The following is an 18,729-nucleotide window of genomic DNA, read 5'->3' as shown; positions in this document are numbered from 1 at the left end:
CTTCGCTCCTTGAGTGTGTTTCGGGAGAAGGATCGCCTCCTCCCGGTATTCCGTTATGCCTGAACGGCCTGTCCGGACAATTTCACCTTCAACAAGGTATAACCCATTACGGCGGCCAGTAATGACCCGATGAGAATGCCGAGTTTCGCCCAGACGATAAGCTCAGGCGCATGCGCGCCAAATGCCAGCGTCGAGATAAAGATCGACATGGTAAACCCGATTCCGCAGAGCACCCCCACGGCCATAATCTGCTTAAACGTGGTGCCATAAGGCAAAGACGCCAGCTTCAGTTTAATCGCCAGCCAGCAAAAGAGGCTGATCCCCAATGGCTTACCGATAAACAGGCCAGCAATGATGCCCAGCGGCAGCACGGACGTCAGCCCGTCCAGCGTCACGCCGCTGAGGGAAACGCCCGCGTTGGCAAACGCAAACAGCGGCAGGATCATAAAGGCCACCCACGGATGCAGCACATGCTCCAGCTGTTTTGCAGGAGATTTGCCATCCTGCGGCTTAAGCGGCACAAGGAAGCCTACAATAACGCCCGCCAGCGTGGCATGCACACCCGATTTCAACACCGCCGTCCAGAGCACCATTCCTACCAGGATATAAATGCCAATGCGGCGAACATTGAAGATGTTCAGTAGCGCCAGCACCGCAATCGCCCCAGCGGCCACGCTCAGCGACAGGATTGACAGATCGCTGGTATAGAACAGCGCGATAATGACGATGGCGCCAAGGTCATCGATGATCGCCAGCGCCATCAGGAAGATTTTTAGCGCCACCGGCACGCGGCTACCCAGCAGGGCTAATACCCCGAGCGCAAAGGCGATATCCGTCGCGGCCGGAATAGCCCAGCCGTGGCGCGCCATCGGATCCTGCCAGGTGAAGGCCAGGAAGAGCAGCGCCGGAACGACCATCCCACCGAGCGCGGCAATCACCGGGAATGCGGCACGCTGGCGGCTGGCAAGCGAGCCCGATACCAGTTCACGCTTGACCTCAAGCCCGACGAGCAGGAAAAACACCGCCATCAGCGCATCGTTGATCCACAGCAGCATGTTCTTGTTGATTTCCAGCGCCCCGACCTTCAGCTCAACGGGCGTTTCCAGAAATGCATGGTAGAGATCGCGCGTTAATCCTAAGTTCGCCAACACCATCGCGGCAGCAGCAGCAATAATCAGGATCACGCCACCGGACGCTTCACTGCTAAAGAAACGGTGTAGTAATTTCATTTAAGTTCTCTCTTTTACAACAATACCTCGATAAAACCATAATACCAAGCCAAACAACTCGGCAAAAACAGATTAATGTTGAGTATAGATTCAGTTTTACCGAACTATATCTCCAAATAGAAAAAGCCCGGAATCGCTTCCGGGCTTTTTAAGGACACTTAACAGCTAACGGATTAGCGCGTTAAATCATCGAAGAATTTTTTGACGCCATCGAAGAAGCTTTTGGAGCGCGGGCTGTTTTTCTCACCCGTCGGGCCGCCAAAGCTTTCCTGCAGCTCTTTCAACAGCTGTTTCTGCTTGTCGTTCAGGCCAACCGGCGTTTCCACAACGACGCGGCACAGCAGGTCACCCTGCGCACCACCGCGAACGGATTTAACGCCTTTCCCGCGCATGCGGAACAGCTTACCGGTCTGGGTTTCGCCTGGCACTTTCAGGTTCACGCGACCATCCAGCGTTGGCACTTCGATTTCACCGCCCAGCGCCGCCATCGCGAAGTTGATAGGCACTTCGCAGTACAGGTTGTTGCCTTCACGCTCAAAAATCGCGTGCTGCTTCACCTGAACCTGAACGTACAGATCGCCTGCTGGCGCGCCATGCTCGCCCGCTTCGCCTTCACCTGCCAGACGGATGCGGTCGCCCGTATCAACGCCAGCCGGGATTTTAACGGACAGGGTTTTCGTTTTCTCAACGCGACCGTGGCCGTGGCATTTGGTGCACGGATCTTTAATCAGCGTACCGCGACCGTGACAATGCGGACAGGCCTGCTGCACCGCGAAGAAGCCCTGGCGCATCTGCACCTGACCGGAACCGTGACAGGTTGGACAGGTCTGTGGCTGCGTACCCGCTTTCGCGCCGCTGCCATGGCAAACGTCACACTCTTCCAGCGTCGGGATGCGGATCTCTTTGGTGACACCGCGAACGGCCTCTTCCAGCGTCAGGTCCATGTTATAGCGCAGGTCTGCACCGCGCGCTGCACGCTGACGACCACGCCCACCGCCGAAGATGTCGCCGAATACATCGCCAAAGATATCGCTGAAATCAGCGCCACCGCCAAAGCCGCCGCCACCGAATCCACCGCCACCCATGCCGCCCTGCTCAAAGGCTGCGTGACCATACTGGTCATAGGCCGCACGTTTTTGTGCATCGGTCAGAACTTCGTAGGCTTCTTTGATCTCTTTAAATTTGGCTTCAGCCTCTTTATCACCCTGGTTACGGTCCGGGTGGAATTTCATGGCCAGGCGCTTATACGCCTTTTTGATTTCACGCTCTTCCGCTGTTTTGGAAACGCCTAAAATCTCGTAATAGTCTTGCTTAGCCATCTTTTTTATCTGCCCCTAACATGCGTGCACGGGCGGAGAGGAAACCTCTTCGCCCGTGCCAGTAATTACCCGTTCAAAGGGCGATTATTTTTTGTCTTTCACTTCTTCGAACTCAGCGTCGACAACGTCGTCGTCTTTCGCGTTGTTCGCAGATGCATCAGCGCCCGCCTGCTGTTGAGCGTGCTGCTGCTGAGCGATTTCCACCAGCTTCTGGGAAGCCTGCGCCAGCTCCTGCATCTTCGCTTCGATATCCGCTTTATCTTCACCTTTCAGTGAGGATTCCAGCGCAGTCAGTGCAGCTTCGATAGCAGTCTTGTCTTCCGCTGGCAGTTTATCGCCAGCTTCTTCAACCTGCTTACGGGTGCTGTGCAGGAGATGGTCACCCTGGTTGCGGGTCTGAACCAGCTCTTCGAATTTACGGTCGGATTCCGCGTTAGCTTCAGCATCACGAACCATTTTTTCGATTTCCGCTTCGTTCAGGCCAGAAGATGCCTTGATGGTGATCTTCTGCTCTTTACCGCTGTTTTTGTCTTTCGCAGACACGTGCAGGATACCGTCAGCATCGATGTCGAAGGTGACTTCGATCTGCGGCATGCCGCGCGGTGCCGGGTTGATACCGTCCAGGTTGAACTGACCCAGAGATTTGTTATCCGCCGCACGCTTACGCTCACCCTGAATCACATGGATGGTTACCGCAGACTGGTTGTCTTCAGCGGTAGAGAACACCTGGCTGTGTTTCGTCGGGATGGTGGTGTTTTTGTTGATGAGCGCAGTCATCACACCGCCCATGGTTTCGATACCCAGAGACAGCGGGGTAACGTCCAGCAGCAGTACGTCTTTCACTTCACCGGTCAGTACGCCACCCTGAACCGCAGCACCGATTGCTACCGCTTCGTCCGGGTTAACGTCTTTACGTGGCTCTTTACCAAAGAATTCAGCGACTTTCTTCTGAACCATTGGCATACGGGTCTGACCACCCACCAGGATAACGTCCTGGATATCGGATACGGACAGGCCAGCGTCCTGCAGTGCAACTTTCAGCGGCTCGATAGAACGGTTCACCAGGTCTTCTACCAGGCTTTCCAGTTTCGCACGGGTCACTTTGATGTTCATGTGTTTAGGACCGGTCGCGTCTGCAGTGATGTACGGCAGGTTCACGTCGGTCTGCTGAGCGGAAGACAGCTCGATCTTCGCTTTCTCAGCGGCTTCTTTCAGGCGCTGCATGGCCAACGGATCGTTACGCAGGTCAATGCCCTGATCTTTCTTGAACTCGTCAACGAGGTAGTTGATCAGACGGGTATCGAAGTCTTCACCACCCAGGTGGGTATCACCGTTGGTTGCCAGAACTTCGAAGGTTTTTTCGCCGTCAACTTCGTCGATTTCGATAATAGAGATATCGAAAGTACCACCACCCAGGTCGTAAACCGCGATAGTACGGTTGCCAACTTCTTTATCCAGACCGTAAGCCAGTGCAGCCGCGGTTGGTTCGTTGATGATACGTTTTACTTCCAGACCTGCGATACGGCCAGCATCTTTGGTTGCCTGACGCTGAGCATCGTTGAAGTATGCAGGTACGGTGATAACAGCTTCAGTTACCGGCTCACCCAGGTAATCTTCAGCGGTTTTCTTCATTTTCTTCAGCACTTCAGCAGAGATCTGCGGTGGTGCCGTTTTGGTGCCTTTCACATCAAGCCATGCATCGCCGTTATCTGCCGCGATGATTTTGTAAGGCATGATAGAAACGTCACGCTGAACTTCTTCGTCCTGGAAGCGGCGGCCAATCAGGCGTTTGATCGCAAACAGGGTGTTTTGCGGGTTTGTCACTGCCTGACGTTTAGCCGGCTGACCAACCAGAGTTTCACCATCCTGGGTATAAGCAATGATAGAAGGCGTGGTGCGATCGCCCTCGGCGTTCTCCAGCACACGTGCAGTAGTGCCATCCATAATCGCTACACAAGAGTTGGTAGTACCCAGGTCGATACCAATAATTTTACCCATCTAAACGTCTCCACTAAAAATTCAGTCAACATGTGGTTGTGTACCTGTAATAAGGGCAGAACGTGCTTTTTCAACTGCCCAGATTTGATTTTTTTCAGGTCCACACACTGCGGTTGCTTACAAGATGGGGTCGCAACCGCATCCATCAAGGGGGACGTATAAAAAAAATTTTAATTTCCCCCTGATGAGATCATAGACGGCATCGATTGCGCCCCTTATTATGCCGCGCCCCGTCAGGGAGTATTGACGCGGGTTTAACCATTTCACCATATAAATGATGATTTTTTTGAGGACTTATGGGCAACACTAAGTTGGCTAATCCGGCTCCGCTGGGCCTGATGGGTTTTGGCATGACCACTATCCTGCTGAACCTGCATAACATCGGGATGTTCCCGATGGATGGCATTATTCTGGCGATGGGCATTTTTTACGGCGGTATCGCGCAAATCTTCGCGGGCCTGCTGGAATATAAGAAAGGCAACACCTTCGGCTTAACCGCCTTTACCTCCTACGGCTCTTTCTGGCTGACGCTGGTTGCCATTCTGCTGCTGCCTAAAATGGGCCTGGCAGACGCGGCAAACGCGCATTTCCTGGGCGTTTACCTGGGTCTGTGGGGCGTGTTTACCCTGTTCATGTTCTTCGGCACCCTGAAAGGTAACCGCGCACTGCAGTTCGTCTTCCTGAGCCTGACCGTGCTGTTCGCCCTGCTGGCCATCGGCCACCTGGTGGATAACGAAGGCATCGTACACGTTGCGGGCTGGATTGGCCTGGTGTGCGGCGCAAGCGCTATCTACCTGGCAATGGGCGAAGTGCTAAACGAGCAGTTCGGCCGCACCATTCTACCGATTGGTGAAAAACACTGATCCCTCTGTCGTGCCCGCCTCGCGGGCACGACATTCCCGCGTCTGCCTCAGCCAAATTCCTAATCCCAGCCCCATCAGCGAGAGCGCCAGCACATACCAGGCCGGAGCCATGGGCGAAACGCCCATCAACACCGTCACCGCAATCGGGGTCAGGCCACCGAAAATGGCATACGACACGTTGTAAGAGAAAGAGATACCGCTGAAACGTACTTCCGGCGGGAAGGCTCGCACCATCACGTAAGGCACTGCACCCACGACGCCCACACACAGCCCTACCACGCCGTACAGCAGGAACAGTTGTTCAGGATGGCTGCCCGCCAGATGATAAAACGCCCAGCTTGATGCGGCCAGCAGCAGGCTTCCGACGATAAAGGTCACGCTGGCACCGAAACGATCTGCCGCCAGCCCGGCGGCCAGACAGCCAAAGCAGAGCATAATTGTCGCGATACTGTTCGCCTGTAGCGTCACGGCAGGGGCGAAACCGTACTGCTTTTGCAGCCACACCGGGGACATCAATATCACCACTACAATGCCCGCCGAGAGCAGCCAGGTGAGCAGCATCGACACCACCACCGCTTTTTTATGGCGTACCACAACCGCCTTCACCGGCAGCTCATCCGCCAGCGCTTTGCGCTGCTGCATTTCCAGGAATATCGGCGTCTCCTGCAGCCAGCGGCGAAGGTACATCGCCACCAGGCCAAACGCCCCGCCCAGCAGGAACGGAATACGCCAGCCCCAGTCGTGCACGGCCTGCTGCGTCATGCTGGTATTCACAATCGTCGCCACTACCGACCCCAGTAAGATCCCGACGGTGAGCCCCGCGGTTAAGGTTCCACAGGCGATCCCAATGCGGCGGGCAGGCACATGCTCAGACACAAATACCCATGCACCTGGAACTTCACCACCGATGGCCGCCCCCTGGAGAATACGCATCAGCAACAGCAGCAACGGCGCAAGGATCCCCATCGAGGCATAGGTGGGCAGCAGACCAATAGCCAGCGTCGGCACGGCCATCAGCAGGATACTGAGGGTGAACATCTTCTTACGCCCGACCAGATCGCCAAAGTGCGCCATTACAATGCCCCCCAGCGGACGCGCCAGATACCCGGCGGCAAAAATGCCGAAGGTTTGCACCTGACGCAGCCATTCCGGGATATCCGCCGGGAAGAAGAGCTCCCCCACCACGGCGGCGAAGAAGACGAAGATGATAAAGTCGTAAAACTCCAGCGCGCCACCTAAGGCCGCGAGCGTGAGGGTTTTGTAGTCCTGTCGATTCAGAGGTCGGGTGTTATGTGACATAGCGAACCATTATGCGTGCGTTGTGGATTTATTTTTACAGTTATCGTAAAGAAAAAATTACTATATCGTAAATCCGTTTACACGCTACTGCGGTTGACGCTAATGTCACATTCTCGTTATTTTCAGGAGATTGTTTCGCGGCGAGCGCTTTTAGGACGAAAAGCTGCTACCACTTTCTCATCGGTTTCCACATACGGACCGTCAAGCAGTTGTATACAATACGGTACACTTGCAAAGATACCGTGCACGATGACGCTGCCATCTTCTGCTTTCAGCCCTTCCAGCGTCTCTTTGATCGACTTCGGCTGGCCTGGCAGGTTAAGGATCAACGCCTGCTTGCGGATCACCCCTACCTGACGGGAAAGAATGGCCGTCGGAACAAAGTGTAGACTGATCTGTCGCATCTGTTCACCGAAGCCCGGCATTTCGCGATCGGCAACCGCCAGCGTCGCGTCCGGCGTCACGTCGCGGCGCGCGGGGCCGGTTCCGCCCGTCGTCAGAACAAGGTGGCAGCTCATCTCGTCCACCAGCTCGCAAAGCGTCTGCTCAATGATCGGCTGTTCGTCGGGGATCAGGCGGGTCTGAATATCAAAGGGGGTAGTCAGCGCGCTGCCAAGCCACTCTTCCAGAGCGGGGATGCCTTTATCCTGATAAACACCGCTGGAGGCGCGGTCAGAAATCGACACGAGGCCGATGCGTAAGGTATTCATATCCATTCCATTCAAAAAGTACTGATTAAAGGGAATGATACACGCAGAGAAGGGATTCAGACAGGGTACGAAAGAAGTCGCGTGACCGGGAGCCCGGTCACGCGGAATGATTACAGCAGATCGCCGATCATTTTTTCCAGTTTGCCCTGGTCAACAGCAAACTTACGGATACCGTCCGCCAGTTTGTCTACTGCCATTGGATCCTGGTTGTGCTGCCACAGGAACTCGGATTCAGTGATGCGCTCTGGGCGTGCTTTCACTTCACCGGTGTAGGACAGTTTACGCTCAAGCACGCCTTCGCTCTCTGCCAGCTCTTTCAGCAGCGCAGGGGCGATGGTCAGGCGGTCACAGCCAGCCAGCTCGATAATTTCACCGACGTTACGGAAGCTCGCGCCCATAACCACGGTCTCATAGCCGTGCTGTTTGTAGTATTCGTAGATTTCAGTAACAGAAACCACGCCTGGATCTTCAGCCGGTGCGTACTCTTTCTTATCGGTGTTGGCTTTGTACCAGTCCAGAATACGGCCCACGAACGGAGAAATCAGGTATACGCCTGCTTCTGCACATGCACGCGCCTGCGCGAAGGAGAACAGCAGGGTCAGGTTACAGTTGATACCGTCTTTTTCCAGCTGCTCTGCAGCGCGGATGCCCTGCCAGGTGGAAGCCAGTTTGATCAGGATACGGTCGTTGCTGATGCCAGCATCGTTGTACAGTTTGATCAGACGTTTCGCTTTCGCGATAGAGGCTTCGGTGTCGTAGGAGAGACGTGCATCCACTTCGGTAGAGATACGGCCAGGAACCAGTTTCAGGATTTCCAGACCGATGTTCACTGCCAGCTTGTCGGTAGCGTCCACAACCTGCTGCGCGCGGTCGTTGCTCTGTGCTTTCGCCCAGGTCACAGCGTCGTCAATCAGTTTGCGATACTCAGGGATCTGTGCGGCGTTAAGGATCAGAGAAGGGTTGGTTGTGGCATCCTGCGGCTGGTACAGCTTCATTGCCGCGATATCTCCGGTGTCAGCTACGACAGTGGTGAACTGACGAAGGGAGGTCAATTTATCCGTCATGATAGTGTTTCTCTTTTAACGTGCCCTGGATAATTCACGCTACCGACAGCATGCCTGCAGCGGAAAAATGACAGGTTTACTTGTTAGGGGGATGTAACCGGTCTGCCCTGATGATAACACGAGTGAGAGGCAGCGCAACCGCAGACAGTGCGCTTAGGCAGAGTATGATAAACTGAGAATATTAACAGGCTGCTAATCAACAGCATGTCCAATCAGTGGTAGCGCTTACATATTCACTTTGGCATCAACAAGAGGGACGTTAATGCCTGATTTTCTGTTCTTTATTAACGAAATCCTCTGGGGTTCGATAATGATATATCTGCTCCTGGGAGCAGGTATTTGGTTCACGCTGCGCAGTGGTTTTATCCAGTTTCGTTATATTCGCAAGTTTGGCAGAAGTCTGAAAAATAGCATCACCCCACAGCCGGGTGGATTAACCTCATTTCAGGCACTCTGCACCAGTCTCGCCGCGCGGGTCGGCAGCGGTAATCTGGCTGGCGTTGCGCTGGCCATCAGTGCGGGTGGTCCCGGTGCCGTATTCTGGATGTGGGTCACGGCGATTATCGGCATGGCGACCTCGTTCGCTGAATGCTCGCTCGCTCAACTCTATAAAGAGAAAGACAAAAACGATCAGTTTCGCGGCGGTCCGGCCTGGTATATGGCCCGTGGACTGGGGATGCGCTGGATGGGCGTCCTGTTTTCGCTCTTCTTACTCATCGCCTATGGCCTGATTTTTAACACCGTCCAGGCAAACTCCGTGGCGCATGCCATGCGATATGCCTTTGCCTGCCCGGAATGGGTAACCGGTGCCGTTTTAGCGCTTCTCACCCTGCTGACGATATATGCCGGTCTCAAAGGCGTGGCCCGCCTGATGCAATGGTTGGTTCCGGTTATGGCCCTCCTGTGGGTCGCCGCCAGTCTGTTCGTTACCGTACTGCACATCGATCAGTTGCCGGACGTCATCGCCGCTATCTTTGAAAGCGCGTTCGGCTGGCGCGAAGCGGCCTCAGGCGCGCTGGGTTATACCGTCAGTCAGGCACTCACGGCAGGATTTCAGCGGGGCATGTTCTCGAACGAAGCCGGTATGGGTTCAACGCCCAACGCAGCCGCAGCGGCGGCGTCCTGGCCTCCCCATCCTGCAGCGCAGGGCATTGTGCAGATGATTGGTGTGTTCACGGACACCATTATTATCTGCTCCGCCAGCGCAATGATCATTCTGCTGTCGGGGCCCCTTCCCCATCCCTCTGGTACCGTCGGGATACAGCTTGTTCAGCAGGCGCTGGTCAATCTTGTGGGTGGCTGGGGAGCCGGTTTCGTCTCATTGATCGTGGGTCTTTTTGCGTTTAGTTCGATCACGGTGAACTATCTCTACGCGGAGAACAACCTGATCTTCCTGAAGCTTGATTCGCGGCATTCGCGCAACGTGCTTCGCGCGGGTGTCATCGCCATGATAATGACGGGTGCCCTGCTCAGCATGCCGGTGGTCTGGCAACTGGCGGACGTGATTATGGCGCTGATGGCGATCACCAACCTGACGGCAATTTTGCTGCTTTCTCCGGTGGTGACGCTCATTGCTCAGGACTATCTGCGTCAGCGCAAGCTGGGCCTTAAACCCGTGTTTGATCCCACCCGCTATCCCGAAATAGAAGCGCAGCTTGCCCCCGGCTCCTGGGATGATTTGCCGCGGCAATAACAGCTATCGATCAATTCAGAGCGATTTTTTGCTAAAGTCGCTCTAAATTTCCTGCAAGGACTGGATATGCTGATTCTGATTTCACCTGCAAAAACGCTCGATTACCAGAGCCCGCTCGCCACCGAGCGCTATACCCAGCCTGAACTGCTGGACTACTCGCAACAGCTGATCCGCGAAGCGCGTAAGCTCTCTGCGCCCCAAATCGCCTCGCTGATGAGCATCAGCGACAAGCTGGCAGACCTGAACGCCACCCGCTTTCACGAGTGGCACCCGGATTTCACCCCGGCTAATGCACGCCAGGCGATTCTGGCCTTTAAAGGCGATGTCTATACCGGCCTGCAGGCGGAAGATTTTAGCGAATCCGATTTCGATTTTGCCCAGCAGCATCTGCGTATGCTGTCAGGCCTGTACGGCGTTCTGCGCCCGCTGGACCTGATGCAGCCCTATCGTCTGGAGATGGGTATCCGCCTGGAGAATGCCAAAGGCAAAGATCTGTACCATTTCTGGGGCGATATCATTACCGACAAACTGAACGCGGCGCTGCGCGCTCAGGGCGATAACGTAGTGATTAACCTGGCATCCGATGAGTACTACAAATCGGTGAAACCGAAAAATCTGGATGCGGAGATTATCAAACCGGTGTTCCTCGACGAGAAGAACGGTAAGTTCAAAGTGATCAGCTTCTACGCCAAGAAAGCGCGCGGGTTGATGAGCCGCTACATCATCCAGAACCGCCTGACAAATCCGGAGCAGCTGACCGGATTTAACAGCGAAGGTTATTTCTTTGACGAAGAAGCGTCAGGGAAAGGCGAACTGGTGTTTAAGCGCCACGAGCAGTAAAAACAAACCCCGCCAGTTGGCGGGGTTTTGCATTAATGGTGTTTCCAGTCCGGGCCGCGATCGTCACGGTGGTCATCGTGGTGATGGTCATCATGGCGGTTGTCATGTTTACGCTTTTCATCATGCGGACGCCAGTGGTTATCGCGCCAGTCATAGTGCGCCTTCCACCAGTCGTGGTCGCGCCAGCGGCCACCGTCCCAGTAGTGCCCATTGTTATCCCGGTCGCCAATCTGCAGTTTTACCGCAGGGACGAGGGTAATTTCGGAAGCCTGTACCGCCATGGGAGCGACCAGCATCAGTGAAAGCGCGATGAGTGCAGGTTTCAGTTTAGACATAGGTGACTCCTTATTCGTCTTGCCCAACGTGGGCCGATGTAAGGAGATTACGCGAGGGGAACGGGGGATGTTATTCTCTGCAATCCTAAACGCTAAGTGACCGCATTTATTGGGAATTTCTACTTTTTTCCTGCGTTATTTCTCCTTAATTTCTTCACAAAAAAGCCGGGTGGCGGCTTCGCCTTACCCGGCCTACGGCTCGGTGCTGCTGTTGCCGGGTGGCGCTGCGCTTGCCCGGCCTACGTTCTGAGCCGGTGTAGGTCGGGTAAGGCGTAGCCGCACCCGACAAAAATTATGCTCGGGTCATCATCAGCTTACGCAGCGCGGCAAAGTCCGCCGGCAGCTCGTGGGAGAGCAGCGGCAGATCGGCACGCTCGGCCAGCTCTTTTGGCAGCGGCAGCGTTTCGCCCAGAATCGCTTCCACGCTCTCTTTGAACTTCGCCGGATGCGCGGTGCCCAGGAACAGGCCGTATTCACCCGGGTTAAGCTGGTCGCGCAGCGCGCGGTAAGCAATCGCCGCGTGCGGTTCAGAGGTGTACCCCACCGCTTTCAGCTCGCGCATGGTCGCTTTGGTGGTTTCATCCGTCACCGCGGCGTAGCCCAGGTCACCCAGACGCCAGATCTTACGGCGGAACAGCTCTTCCACGCGCGGCCAGTTGTTCGGCTGTGACACATCCATCGCATTAGAGAGCGTTGCCTGCGTGGCGTTCGGCGCCCACTTCCCGTCTTTCAGGAAGCGCGGCACGGTGTCGTTGGCGTTGGTGGCGGCGATAAAGCGTTTCACCGGCAGACCCAGGGATTTCGCCAGCAGGCCCGCCGTCAGGTCACCGAAGTTACCGCTCGGCACGGAGATCACCAGCTGGTTGCGCGCTTCCTGCGGCAGCTGCGCCACCGCCTCGAAGTAGTAGCAGATCTGCGCCAGCAGACGGCTGATGTTGATGGAGTTGGCAGAGTTCAGACCCAGGGCCACCTTCAGCTCTTCGTCGTCGAAGGCCTGCTTGACCAGCGCCTGACAGGCATCGAAATCGCCGTCGATCGCCACGGTTTCAATGTTGCCGCCGAGCGTACAGAACAGTTTTTCCTGCAGCGGGCTGATTTTGCCTTTCGGGTAGAGGATCACTACGCGGACGTTTTTCAGGCCGTAGAACGCGTGAGCCACCGCCGCGCCGGTGTCGCCGGAGGTCGCGGTCAGGATGGTCACCGGCTTATCGCCGCTGATGTGGGTCAGCATCTGCGCCATAAAGCGACCGCCGAAGTCTTTGAACGCCAGCGTCGGGCCGTGGAACAGTTCCAGGCAGCCAACGTCAGGCTCAACCTGCTTCACCGGCGCCGGGAAAGCAAACGCCGCACGCACGCGCTCTTCCAGCAGCTCCTGCGGGATTTCGTCGCCAATAAACGCCGAGAGAATTTTGGTGCTGCGGGTGACAAAGTCCTGCTTCAGCAGCTCGTCAATGTCGGTCAGCTGAAATTCCGGCAGGTCATGGGGGAAAAATAGCCCCTGATTTTTGCCCAGTCCCTGAGTTACCGCCTGCGCGAAGCTGACCTGCTCGTTATGATCTTTAAGGTTATAGAGTTTCATTGATTATCCCAGTACTCGTGCGCCAGCCGTGTCCAGACGGCAAATATGAACAAAGCCTTCCTGATTTTGCAGGTAGTGTTTAGAGAGCCAGTCCGCCACGCGCTGCGCGGTGTCTGGCTTGTCGCACAGGGCGAACAGCGTCGGGCCGGAGCCGGAGATGCCGCACGCCTGCGCGCCGATATCCATCGAGGCCTGTCGCGCCTCGTTAAAACCGGGCAGCAGCTTCGTGCGGTACGGCTCGGCAATGACGTCTTTCATCAGCTTCGCCGCCAGCTGCGGCTGTCGGGTATAGCAGGCGTGAATGAAGCCCGCCAGATGACGCCCGTGGGCGATACAGTCCTGACGACGATACTGCGCGGGCAGGATCGCACGCGCTTCCGCGGTAGAGACCTTAATGCCCGGATAGGCCAGCACCCACTGCCACTCATCAAACCCTGGCACCTGCTGGCTGATGATGCCATTTTCTTCGATCATCAGCTGCATGCCCCCCAGGAAGCACGGCGCCACGTTGTCATAATGAATGCTGCCGGAGATGCGCCCTTCCAGCTCGCCCATCAGCCCCAGCAGACGGCTGTTGTTCAGCGGCTTGCCGCAGTGCTCGTTCATCGCCACCAGCGCGGCGACCACGGAGCAGGCGCTGGAGCCCAGGCCCGAGCCGATCGGCATGCTTTTTTCCAGCGTCATGGCGACCGGCACGTTTTTGCCGATCTCCTGACAGAAGCGTTCCCAGCACTGATAAACGATATTTTCGCGCGGCTCGGACGGCAGCTTGCAGGCGAAGCGGCCCACGTTATTCAGGCTGAAGCTGTCTGCCGCCTCCACCGTTACCGTATCGCCCAGCAGCGAACCATCCACCGGCGTGACCGCCGCGCCCAGCACGTCAAATCCGACGCTCATATTGGCGCTGGAAGCCGGGGCATAAACTTTGACCATGTTAAACTCCTAACTTCCATGACAGGGTACGCAGCAGATCGGCAAACACACCCGCCGCTGTAACATCGTTCCCTGCGCCATAGCCGCGAAGCACCAGCGGCAATGGCTGATAATAGTGGCTGTAAAACGCGAGGGCGTTTTCGCCGTTTTTGACTTTGTACAGCGGGTCGTTGCCATCCACTTCGGCAATCTTCACCCGGCACACGCCATCTTCTTCAATGTTGCCAACATAGCGCAATACCTTACCTTCATCACGGGCTTTCGCCACACGGGCAGCAAAAGCATCGTCAAGCTGCGGCAAATTCGCCATAAAGGCGCTGACGTCACCGCCGTCATCAAACTCTGCTGGTAGCACAGGTTCAATCACGATATCCGAAAGCTCGAGCTCGCGGCCCGTTTCACGCGCGAGGATCAGCAGCTTGCGCGCCACGTCCATGCCGGAAAGGTCGTCACGCGGATCCGGCTCGGTATAGCCCAGTTCACGCGCGGCGCGGGTGGCTTCCGACAGGCTCATCCCTTCATCCAGCTTGCCGAAGATAAACGACAGCGAGCCGGAGAGAATACCGGAGAAACGCTGCAGTTCATCGCCCGCGTTCAGCAGGTTTTGCAGGTTCTCGATAACCGGCAGCCCCGCGCCCACGTTGGTGTCGTACAGGAACTTGCGGCGCGACTTGCTCGCCGCCAGACGCAGCTGGTGATAGTAATCCATCGACGAGGTGTTGGCCTTTTTGTTCGGCGTTACCACGTGGAAACCTTCGCGCAGGAAGTCGGCGTACTGATCGGCAACCGCCTGGTTCGAGGTACAGTCGACAATCACCGGGTTAAGCAGATGGTACTCTTTCACCAGACGGATCAGGCGGCCCAGGTTGAACGGATCTTTCGCCTCGTTCATCTCGGCCTGCCAGTTTTCCAGGTTAAGGCCATGCACGTTGGTCAGCAACGCTCTGGAGTTGGCAATCCCGCAGACGCGCAGATCGATATGTTTCTTCTTCAGCCACTCCTGCTGACGCTTCACCTGCTCCAGCAGCGCGCCGCCCACGCCCCCCACGCCAATCAGGAACAGCTCGATGACCTGATCGGTGTTGAACAGCATCTGGTGAACCACGCGTACGCCGGTGGTAGCGTCATCGTTGTCCACGACAACAGAAATTGAACGCTCTGACGAGCCCTGGGCAATCGCCACGATATTGATATTGGCGCGCGCCAGCGCGGCAAAGAACTTGGCGGAGATACCGCGCAGCGTGCGCATACCGTCGCCGACCACAGAGATGATCGCCAGACGCTCCTGAATGGAGAGCGGCTCCAGGAGCTCTTCTTTCAGCTCCAGATAAAACTCCTCCTCCAGCGCGCGACGGGCGCGCAGGCAGTCAGCCTGCGGCACGCAGAAGCTGATGCTGTATTCAGAAGAGGACTGGGTGATCAGCACCACCGAGATACCGTTGCGGGACATGGCTGCAAAAACGCGCGCCGCCATGCCGACCATCCCTTTCATCCCCGGGCCGGAGACGCTGAACATCGCCATATTGTTGAGGTTGGAGATGCCTTTCACCGGCAGACCGTCTTCATCAGTACTCGCCCCAATCAACGTACCCGGCGCCTGCGGGTTACCGGTGTTTTTAATCAGGCAAGGGATCTGGAACTGGGCAATCGGGGAGATGGTACGCGGGTGAAGCACTTTAGCGCCGAAGTAGGAAAGCTCCATCGCTTCCTGGTACGACATCGACTTGAGCAGCCTGGCGTCCGGAACCTGGCGCGGGTCGCAGGTATAAACGCCATCAACATCGGTCCAGATCTCACAACAGTCTGCGCGTAAACAGGCGGCCAGCACGGCGGCGGAGTAGTCGGAGCCGTTACGGCCCAGCACCACCAGCTCGCCCTTCTCGTTACCGGCGGTGAAGCCTGCCATCAGGATCATGTGGTCAGACGGGATTTTGCTCGCGGCGATACGGCGGGTTGATTCGGCAATATCAACGGTGGATTCGAGGTAGTGGCCCACCGCCAGCAGTTTTTCTACCGGGTCGATCACGGTCACGTTATGGCCGCGCGCTTCCAGCACGCCCGCCATGATGGCGATTGAGAGTTTTTCGCCCCGGCAGATCAGCGCCGCGTTGATGCTGTCCGGGCACTGACCGAGGAGGCTGATGCCGTGCAGGACGTGTTTGATTTGCGCGAATTCCTGCTCAACGAAGGACTTCAGCTGAGCGTGCGGGAAGCCAGGCAGCGCCTCTGCCAGCCCTTGCAGCAGGTCAGCGAAGATGCGCTCGGCGTCGCTGATGTTCGGGAGTGCATCCTGGCCACCGATGGTTTTTTCAATCATCGCCACCAGATGGTTTGTGATTTTTGCCGGGGCAGAGAGCACGGTCGCAACCTGCCCCTGCCTGGCGTTGCTTTCCAGGATATCGGCAACACGCAGAAAACGTTCTGCATTTGCCACTGATGTACCGCCGAACTTCAACACTCGCATGGTTCTACCTCGTTTCCTTTAGCCGAAAAAAAAGCCCGCACTGTTCAGGTGCGGGCTTTTTTTTGTTTTTCCTGTACGCGTCAGCCCGCATCGTTACCTGTGGTAATGATGATGGTTGTGGTAATGGTGTTGATGCTGATGCGTTTCATGGATGTTGTGTACTCTGTCATTATTATCTGTCTGTGCTGTATTCTTTTAGGGTTAAAGGATCGGGCATCTTAAGTCAACGAATTTTTAATTTGATCACAATTCGGATGACTCTCACGTCCCGCTGCCGTCGGATTTATTTTCATCCGAATACCCCAAAAGCAACCCTTAGCATCAGATGATTACACCATAATAAAAATGCATGACAGCACTTTACTCGGCCAATTTTTTTTCAATATCGTGCAGCAAACGGTGCAGCATTGCCGTGTCGCGTTGCTCAAGACGGCCCAAACGCTGCTGTAGCCAGTCGACCATTTTTTGATCGTCAGCCACACCCAGCTGCATGAGCAGGTTTTCCACGCGCGCGCGAAGTGCAGCCAGCTGATTTTCATCGGTACCTGTAACAGGCGGCTGCGGAATTTGTATTAAGGATGCTAATTGATAGCAATAGACCATCACCGCCTGGCCTAAATTGAGAGAAGGATAATCGGCAATCATCGGCGCGCCTGTCAGCACATCCGCCAGTTCCAGCTCTTCATTGGTCAGCCCGGAATCTTCACGCCCAAACACCAGCGCGGCTTTCTCCAGCCACTGGCTTTTCTCACTCAACATGGGCACCAGCTCCGCGGGTGTGGCGTAATAATGGAACTTCGCCCGGCTGCGCGCGGTGGTTGCAACGGTAAATGAAATGTCGTGCAGCGCATCAGCAAGCGTCGCGTAAGTGGTTATATTATCGAGAATATCGCCTGAACCATGTGCCACCCAACGTGCCGCAGGCTCCAGGTGGGCCGTGCTGTCCACGATACGTAAATCGGTAAAACCCATGGTCTTCATGGCACGCGCGGCAGCGCCTATGTTTTCGGGTCTTGCTGGAGCTACCAGCACAATCGACAGATGCATTTATGCTCTCTTTTTAAGCAGTTAGCGGGTAAAAATGTGATGCGCCTCAACATATTACGCAGCACGAATTTACAAAATTGCAACACAAATCACCGAAATAGCGTTTCATAACAAATTAAAAACGCTAAACTATTTTGTGGATGAACAATCAGTTAGAATGTTAACAGACAGGTATTATCCATATGTTTTATAATGATAATGACTGTGTGAATGCCTATTCTTAATTGGATTCGTATTGTTTATCAATCAATGTCCGCAACTAGTTGGTTTATTGAAAATTTGTGACAAAGGCTAGCATTCAGATACGATGATTTCATCAAACTGTTAACGTGCTACAATTGAACTTGATATATGTCAACGAAGCGTAGTTTTATTGGGTGTCCGGTGTCACTTAGCCTGTTATGTTGCTGTTAAAATGGTTAGGATGACAGCCGTTTTTGACACTGTCGGGTCCAAAGGGAAAGTACCCAAGACCAAGCTAATGATGTTGTTGACGTTGATGGAAAGTGCATCAAGAACGCAATTACGTACTTTAGTCACGTTAAGCCGATCATGTTAATTTGCGACATGCATCAGGCAGGTCAGGGACTTTTGTACTTCCTGTTTCGATTTAGTTGGCAATTTAGGTAGCAAACATGCAGACCCCGCACATTCTTATCGTTGAAGACGAGTTGGTAACACGCAACACGTTAAAGAGCATTTTCGAAGCAGAAGGCTACGATGTCTTTGAAGCGACCGATGGCGCAGAGATGCATCAGATCCTTTCTGAAAATGATATCAACCTGGTCATTATGGACATTAACCTGCCAGGCAAAAACGGCCTTCTTCTGGCGCGCGAACTGCGCGAGCAGGCGAACGTCGCGTTAATGTTCCTGACGGGCCGTGATAACGAAGTTGATAAAATTCTTGGCCTGGAAATCGGTGCGGATGACTACATCACCAAGCCGTTCAATCCTCGCGAGTTAACCATTCGTGCACGCAACCTGCTGTCCCGCACCATGAACCTGGGAACGGTCAGCGAAGAGCGTCGTAGCGTAGACAGCTACAAATTCAACGGCTGGGAACTTGATATCAATAGCCGTTCGCTGATTAGCCCGAACGGCGAGCAGTATAAACTGCCGCGCAGTGAATTCCGCGCGATGCTGCACTTCTGCGAAAACCCGGGCAAAATTCAGTCCCGTGCAGAACTGCTGAAGAAAATGACCGGTCGCGAGCTGAAGCCGCATGACCGTACCGTAGACGTGACCATCCGTCGTATTCGTAAGCATTTCGAATCTACGCCAGATACGCCGGAAATCATCGCCACGATCCACGGCGAAGGGTACCGTTTCTGTGGTGATCTGCAGGAGTAATCCC

The 18,729-nt window shown here is 55.2% G+C and carries 17 protein-coding genes and 1 other annotated feature; of the genes, 4 read left to right on the top strand and 13 right to left on the bottom strand.

Annotated elements, in window-relative coordinates; all coding sequences use genetic code 11:
• Window positions 1-53 precede the first annotated feature (53 nt).
• The 3 genes from nhaA to dnaK form a co-directional block, all read right to left on the bottom strand.
• Window positions 54-1,229, bottom strand: coding sequence for a Na+/H+ antiporter NhaA (gene nhaA / locus N2K86_RS03190; RefSeq protein ID WP_260660442.1), 1,176 nt, complete (start codon window positions 1,227-1,229; stop codon window positions 54-56).
• A 173-nt stretch (window positions 1,230-1,402) separates the two neighbouring features.
• The gene (gene dnaJ / locus N2K86_RS03185; RefSeq protein ID WP_010427068.1) at window positions 1,403-2,548 is read right to left on the bottom strand and encodes a molecular chaperone DnaJ; all 1,146 of its coding nucleotides are present in this window, start codon (window positions 2,546-2,548) and stop codon (window positions 1,403-1,405) included.
• A gap of 84 nt (window positions 2,549-2,632) precedes the next feature.
• Window positions 2,633-4,546, bottom strand: a complete 1,914-nt coding sequence (gene dnaK / locus N2K86_RS03180) for a molecular chaperone DnaK (RefSeq protein WP_260660441.1) — start codon at window positions 4,544-4,546, stop codon at window positions 2,633-2,635.
• 296 nt (window positions 4,547-4,842) lie between these two features.
• Here dnaK and satP point away from each other — a divergent pair, with 296 nt between their 5' ends.
• Window positions 4,843-5,409 carry an acetate uptake transporter gene (satP, locus tag N2K86_RS03175; RefSeq protein ID WP_010427072.1) on the top strand — a complete coding sequence of 189 codons (567 nt, stop codon included), beginning with the start codon at window positions 4,843-4,845 and terminating at the stop codon, window positions 5,407-5,409.
• Here the strand turns inward: satP and N2K86_RS03170 are convergent.
• From N2K86_RS03170 to tal, 3 genes are all read right to left on the bottom strand, one after another.
• A complete protein-coding gene (locus N2K86_RS03170; protein ID WP_260660440.1) occupies window positions 5,386-6,708 on the bottom strand; it encodes an MFS transporter in 1,323 nt (440 codons plus the stop codon). The genes satP and N2K86_RS03170 overlap by 24 nt on opposite strands.
• Window positions 6,709-6,830: 122 nt before the next feature.
• Complete coding sequence (mog, locus tag N2K86_RS03165) at window positions 6,831-7,418, bottom strand: molybdopterin adenylyltransferase (protein WP_260660439.1); 588 nt, start codon at window positions 7,416-7,418, stop codon at window positions 6,831-6,833.
• A 110-nt stretch (window positions 7,419-7,528) separates the two neighbouring features.
• A complete protein-coding gene (gene tal, locus N2K86_RS03160) occupies window positions 7,529-8,482 on the bottom strand; it encodes a transaldolase (RefSeq protein WP_260660438.1) in 954 nt (317 codons plus the stop codon).
• Window positions 8,483-8,744: 262 nt separating this feature from the next.
• Between tal and N2K86_RS03155 the strand changes: the two genes are divergently transcribed.
• On the top strand, window positions 8,745-10,175 hold the full coding sequence (locus N2K86_RS03155) for an alanine/glycine:cation symporter family protein (protein WP_260660437.1): 1,431 nt from the start codon (window positions 8,745-8,747) through the stop codon (window positions 10,173-10,175).
• Between the two features lie 66 nt (window positions 10,176-10,241).
• On the top strand, window positions 10,242-11,015 hold the full coding sequence (yaaA, locus tag N2K86_RS03150) for a peroxide stress protein YaaA (protein ID WP_260660436.1): 774 nt from the start codon (window positions 10,242-10,244) through the stop codon (window positions 11,013-11,015).
• Between the two features lie 32 nt (window positions 11,016-11,047).
• On the opposite strand, the gene N2K86_RS03145 is transcribed toward yaaA, so the two are convergent.
• From N2K86_RS03145 to yjjY, 7 genes are all read right to left on the bottom strand, one after another.
• Window positions 11,048-11,350, bottom strand: coding sequence for a DUF2502 domain-containing protein (locus tag N2K86_RS03145; protein ID WP_260660435.1), 303 nt, complete (start codon window positions 11,348-11,350; stop codon window positions 11,048-11,050).
• 292 nt (window positions 11,351-11,642) lie between these two features.
• Window positions 11,643-12,929: a threonine synthase gene (gene thrC, locus N2K86_RS03140; protein ID WP_260660434.1), complete on the bottom strand. Its 1,287-nt coding sequence runs from the start codon at window positions 12,927-12,929 to the stop codon at window positions 11,643-11,645.
• A 3-nt stretch (window positions 12,930-12,932) separates the two neighbouring features.
• Window positions 12,933-13,862 carry a homoserine kinase gene (gene thrB / locus N2K86_RS03135; RefSeq protein ID WP_260660433.1) on the bottom strand — a complete coding sequence of 310 codons (930 nt, stop codon included), beginning with the start codon at window positions 13,860-13,862 and terminating at the stop codon, window positions 12,933-12,935.
• A 1-nt stretch (window position 13,863) separates the two neighbouring features.
• Window positions 13,864-16,326 carry a bifunctional aspartate kinase/homoserine dehydrogenase I gene (thrA, locus tag N2K86_RS03130; RefSeq protein WP_260660432.1) on the bottom strand — a complete coding sequence of 821 codons (2,463 nt, stop codon included), beginning with the start codon at window positions 16,324-16,326 and terminating at the stop codon, window positions 13,864-13,866.
• Between the two features lie 24 nt (window positions 16,327-16,350).
• Window positions 16,351-16,468 (bottom strand) — a sequence feature (Thr leader region).
• Window positions 16,407-16,475: a thr operon leader peptide gene (gene thrL, locus N2K86_RS03125; RefSeq protein ID WP_260661623.1), complete on the bottom strand. Its 69-nt coding sequence runs from the start codon at window positions 16,473-16,475 to the stop codon at window positions 16,407-16,409. Its footprint overlaps the feature before it by 62 nt.
• 211 nt (window positions 16,476-16,686) lie before the next feature.
• Window positions 16,687-17,373, bottom strand: a complete 687-nt coding sequence (locus N2K86_RS03120) for a tRNA/rRNA methyltransferase (protein WP_260660431.1) — start codon at window positions 17,371-17,373, stop codon at window positions 16,687-16,689.
• Window positions 17,374-17,772: 399 nt separating this feature from the next.
• Window positions 17,773-17,913: a protein YjjY gene (yjjY, locus tag N2K86_RS03115; protein ID WP_085928893.1), complete on the bottom strand. Its 141-nt coding sequence runs from the start codon at window positions 17,911-17,913 to the stop codon at window positions 17,773-17,775.
• A 95-nt stretch (window positions 17,914-18,008) separates the two neighbouring features.
• Here yjjY and arcA point away from each other — a divergent pair, with 95 nt between their 5' ends.
• The gene (gene arcA, locus N2K86_RS03110) at window positions 18,009-18,725 is read left to right on the top strand and encodes a two-component system response regulator ArcA (protein ID WP_003856501.1); all 717 of its coding nucleotides are present in this window, start codon (window positions 18,009-18,011) and stop codon (window positions 18,723-18,725) included.
• The last annotated feature ends 4 nt before the right edge of the window (window positions 18,726-18,729 follow it).

Source organism: Enterobacter mori (assembly GCF_025244905.1).
GTDB classification, from domain to species: Bacteria; Pseudomonadota; Gammaproteobacteria; order Enterobacterales; family Enterobacteriaceae; genus Enterobacter; species Enterobacter mori_A.
Note: the sequence above shows the minus strand (reverse complement) of the source record. Positions and strands in the feature narration are given on the sequence as shown.

What these genes read in the sequence shown, in the direction of transcription:
- nhaA (WP_260660442.1), bottom strand. Translation starts at nt 1,229, where the DNA reads ATGAAATTACTACACCGTTTCTTTAGCAGTGAAGCGTCCGGTGGCGTG.
- dnaJ (WP_010427068.1), bottom strand. Translation starts at nt 2,548, where the DNA reads ATGGCTAAGCAAGACTATTACGAGATTTTAGGCGTTTCCAAAACAGCG.
- dnaK (WP_260660441.1), bottom strand. Translation starts at nt 4,546, where the DNA reads ATGGGTAAAATTATTGGTATCGACCTGGGTACTACCAACTCTTGTGTA.
- satP (WP_010427072.1), top strand. Translation starts at nt 4,843, where the DNA reads ATGGGCAACACTAAGTTGGCTAATCCGGCTCCGCTGGGCCTGATGGGT.
- N2K86_RS03170 (WP_260660440.1), bottom strand. Translation starts at nt 6,708, where the DNA reads ATGTCACATAACACCCGACCTCTGAATCGACAGGACTACAAAACCCTC.
- mog (WP_260660439.1), bottom strand. Translation starts at nt 7,418, where the DNA reads ATGAATACCTTACGCATCGGCCTCGTGTCGATTTCTGACCGCGCCTCC.
- tal (WP_260660438.1), bottom strand. Translation starts at nt 8,482, where the DNA reads ATGACGGATAAATTGACCTCCCTTCGTCAGTTCACCACTGTCGTAGCT.
- N2K86_RS03155 (WP_260660437.1), top strand. Translation starts at nt 8,745, where the DNA reads ATGCCTGATTTTCTGTTCTTTATTAACGAAATCCTCTGGGGTTCGATA.
- yaaA (WP_260660436.1), top strand. Translation starts at nt 10,242, where the DNA reads ATGCTGATTCTGATTTCACCTGCAAAAACGCTCGATTACCAGAGCCCG.
- N2K86_RS03145 (WP_260660435.1), bottom strand. Translation starts at nt 11,350, where the DNA reads ATGTCTAAACTGAAACCTGCACTCATCGCGCTTTCACTGATGCTGGTC.
- thrC (WP_260660434.1), bottom strand. Translation starts at nt 12,929, where the DNA reads ATGAAACTCTATAACCTTAAAGATCATAACGAGCAGGTCAGCTTCGCG.
- thrB (WP_260660433.1), bottom strand. Translation starts at nt 13,862, where the DNA reads ATGGTCAAAGTTTATGCCCCGGCTTCCAGCGCCAATATGAGCGTCGGA.
- thrA (WP_260660432.1), bottom strand. Translation starts at nt 16,326, where the DNA reads ATGCGAGTGTTGAAGTTCGGCGGTACATCAGTGGCAAATGCAGAACGT.
- N2K86_RS03120 (WP_260660431.1), bottom strand. Translation starts at nt 17,373, where the DNA reads ATGCATCTGTCGATTGTGCTGGTAGCTCCAGCAAGACCCGAAAACATA.
- arcA (WP_003856501.1), top strand. Translation starts at nt 18,009, where the DNA reads ATGCAGACCCCGCACATTCTTATCGTTGAAGACGAGTTGGTAACACGC.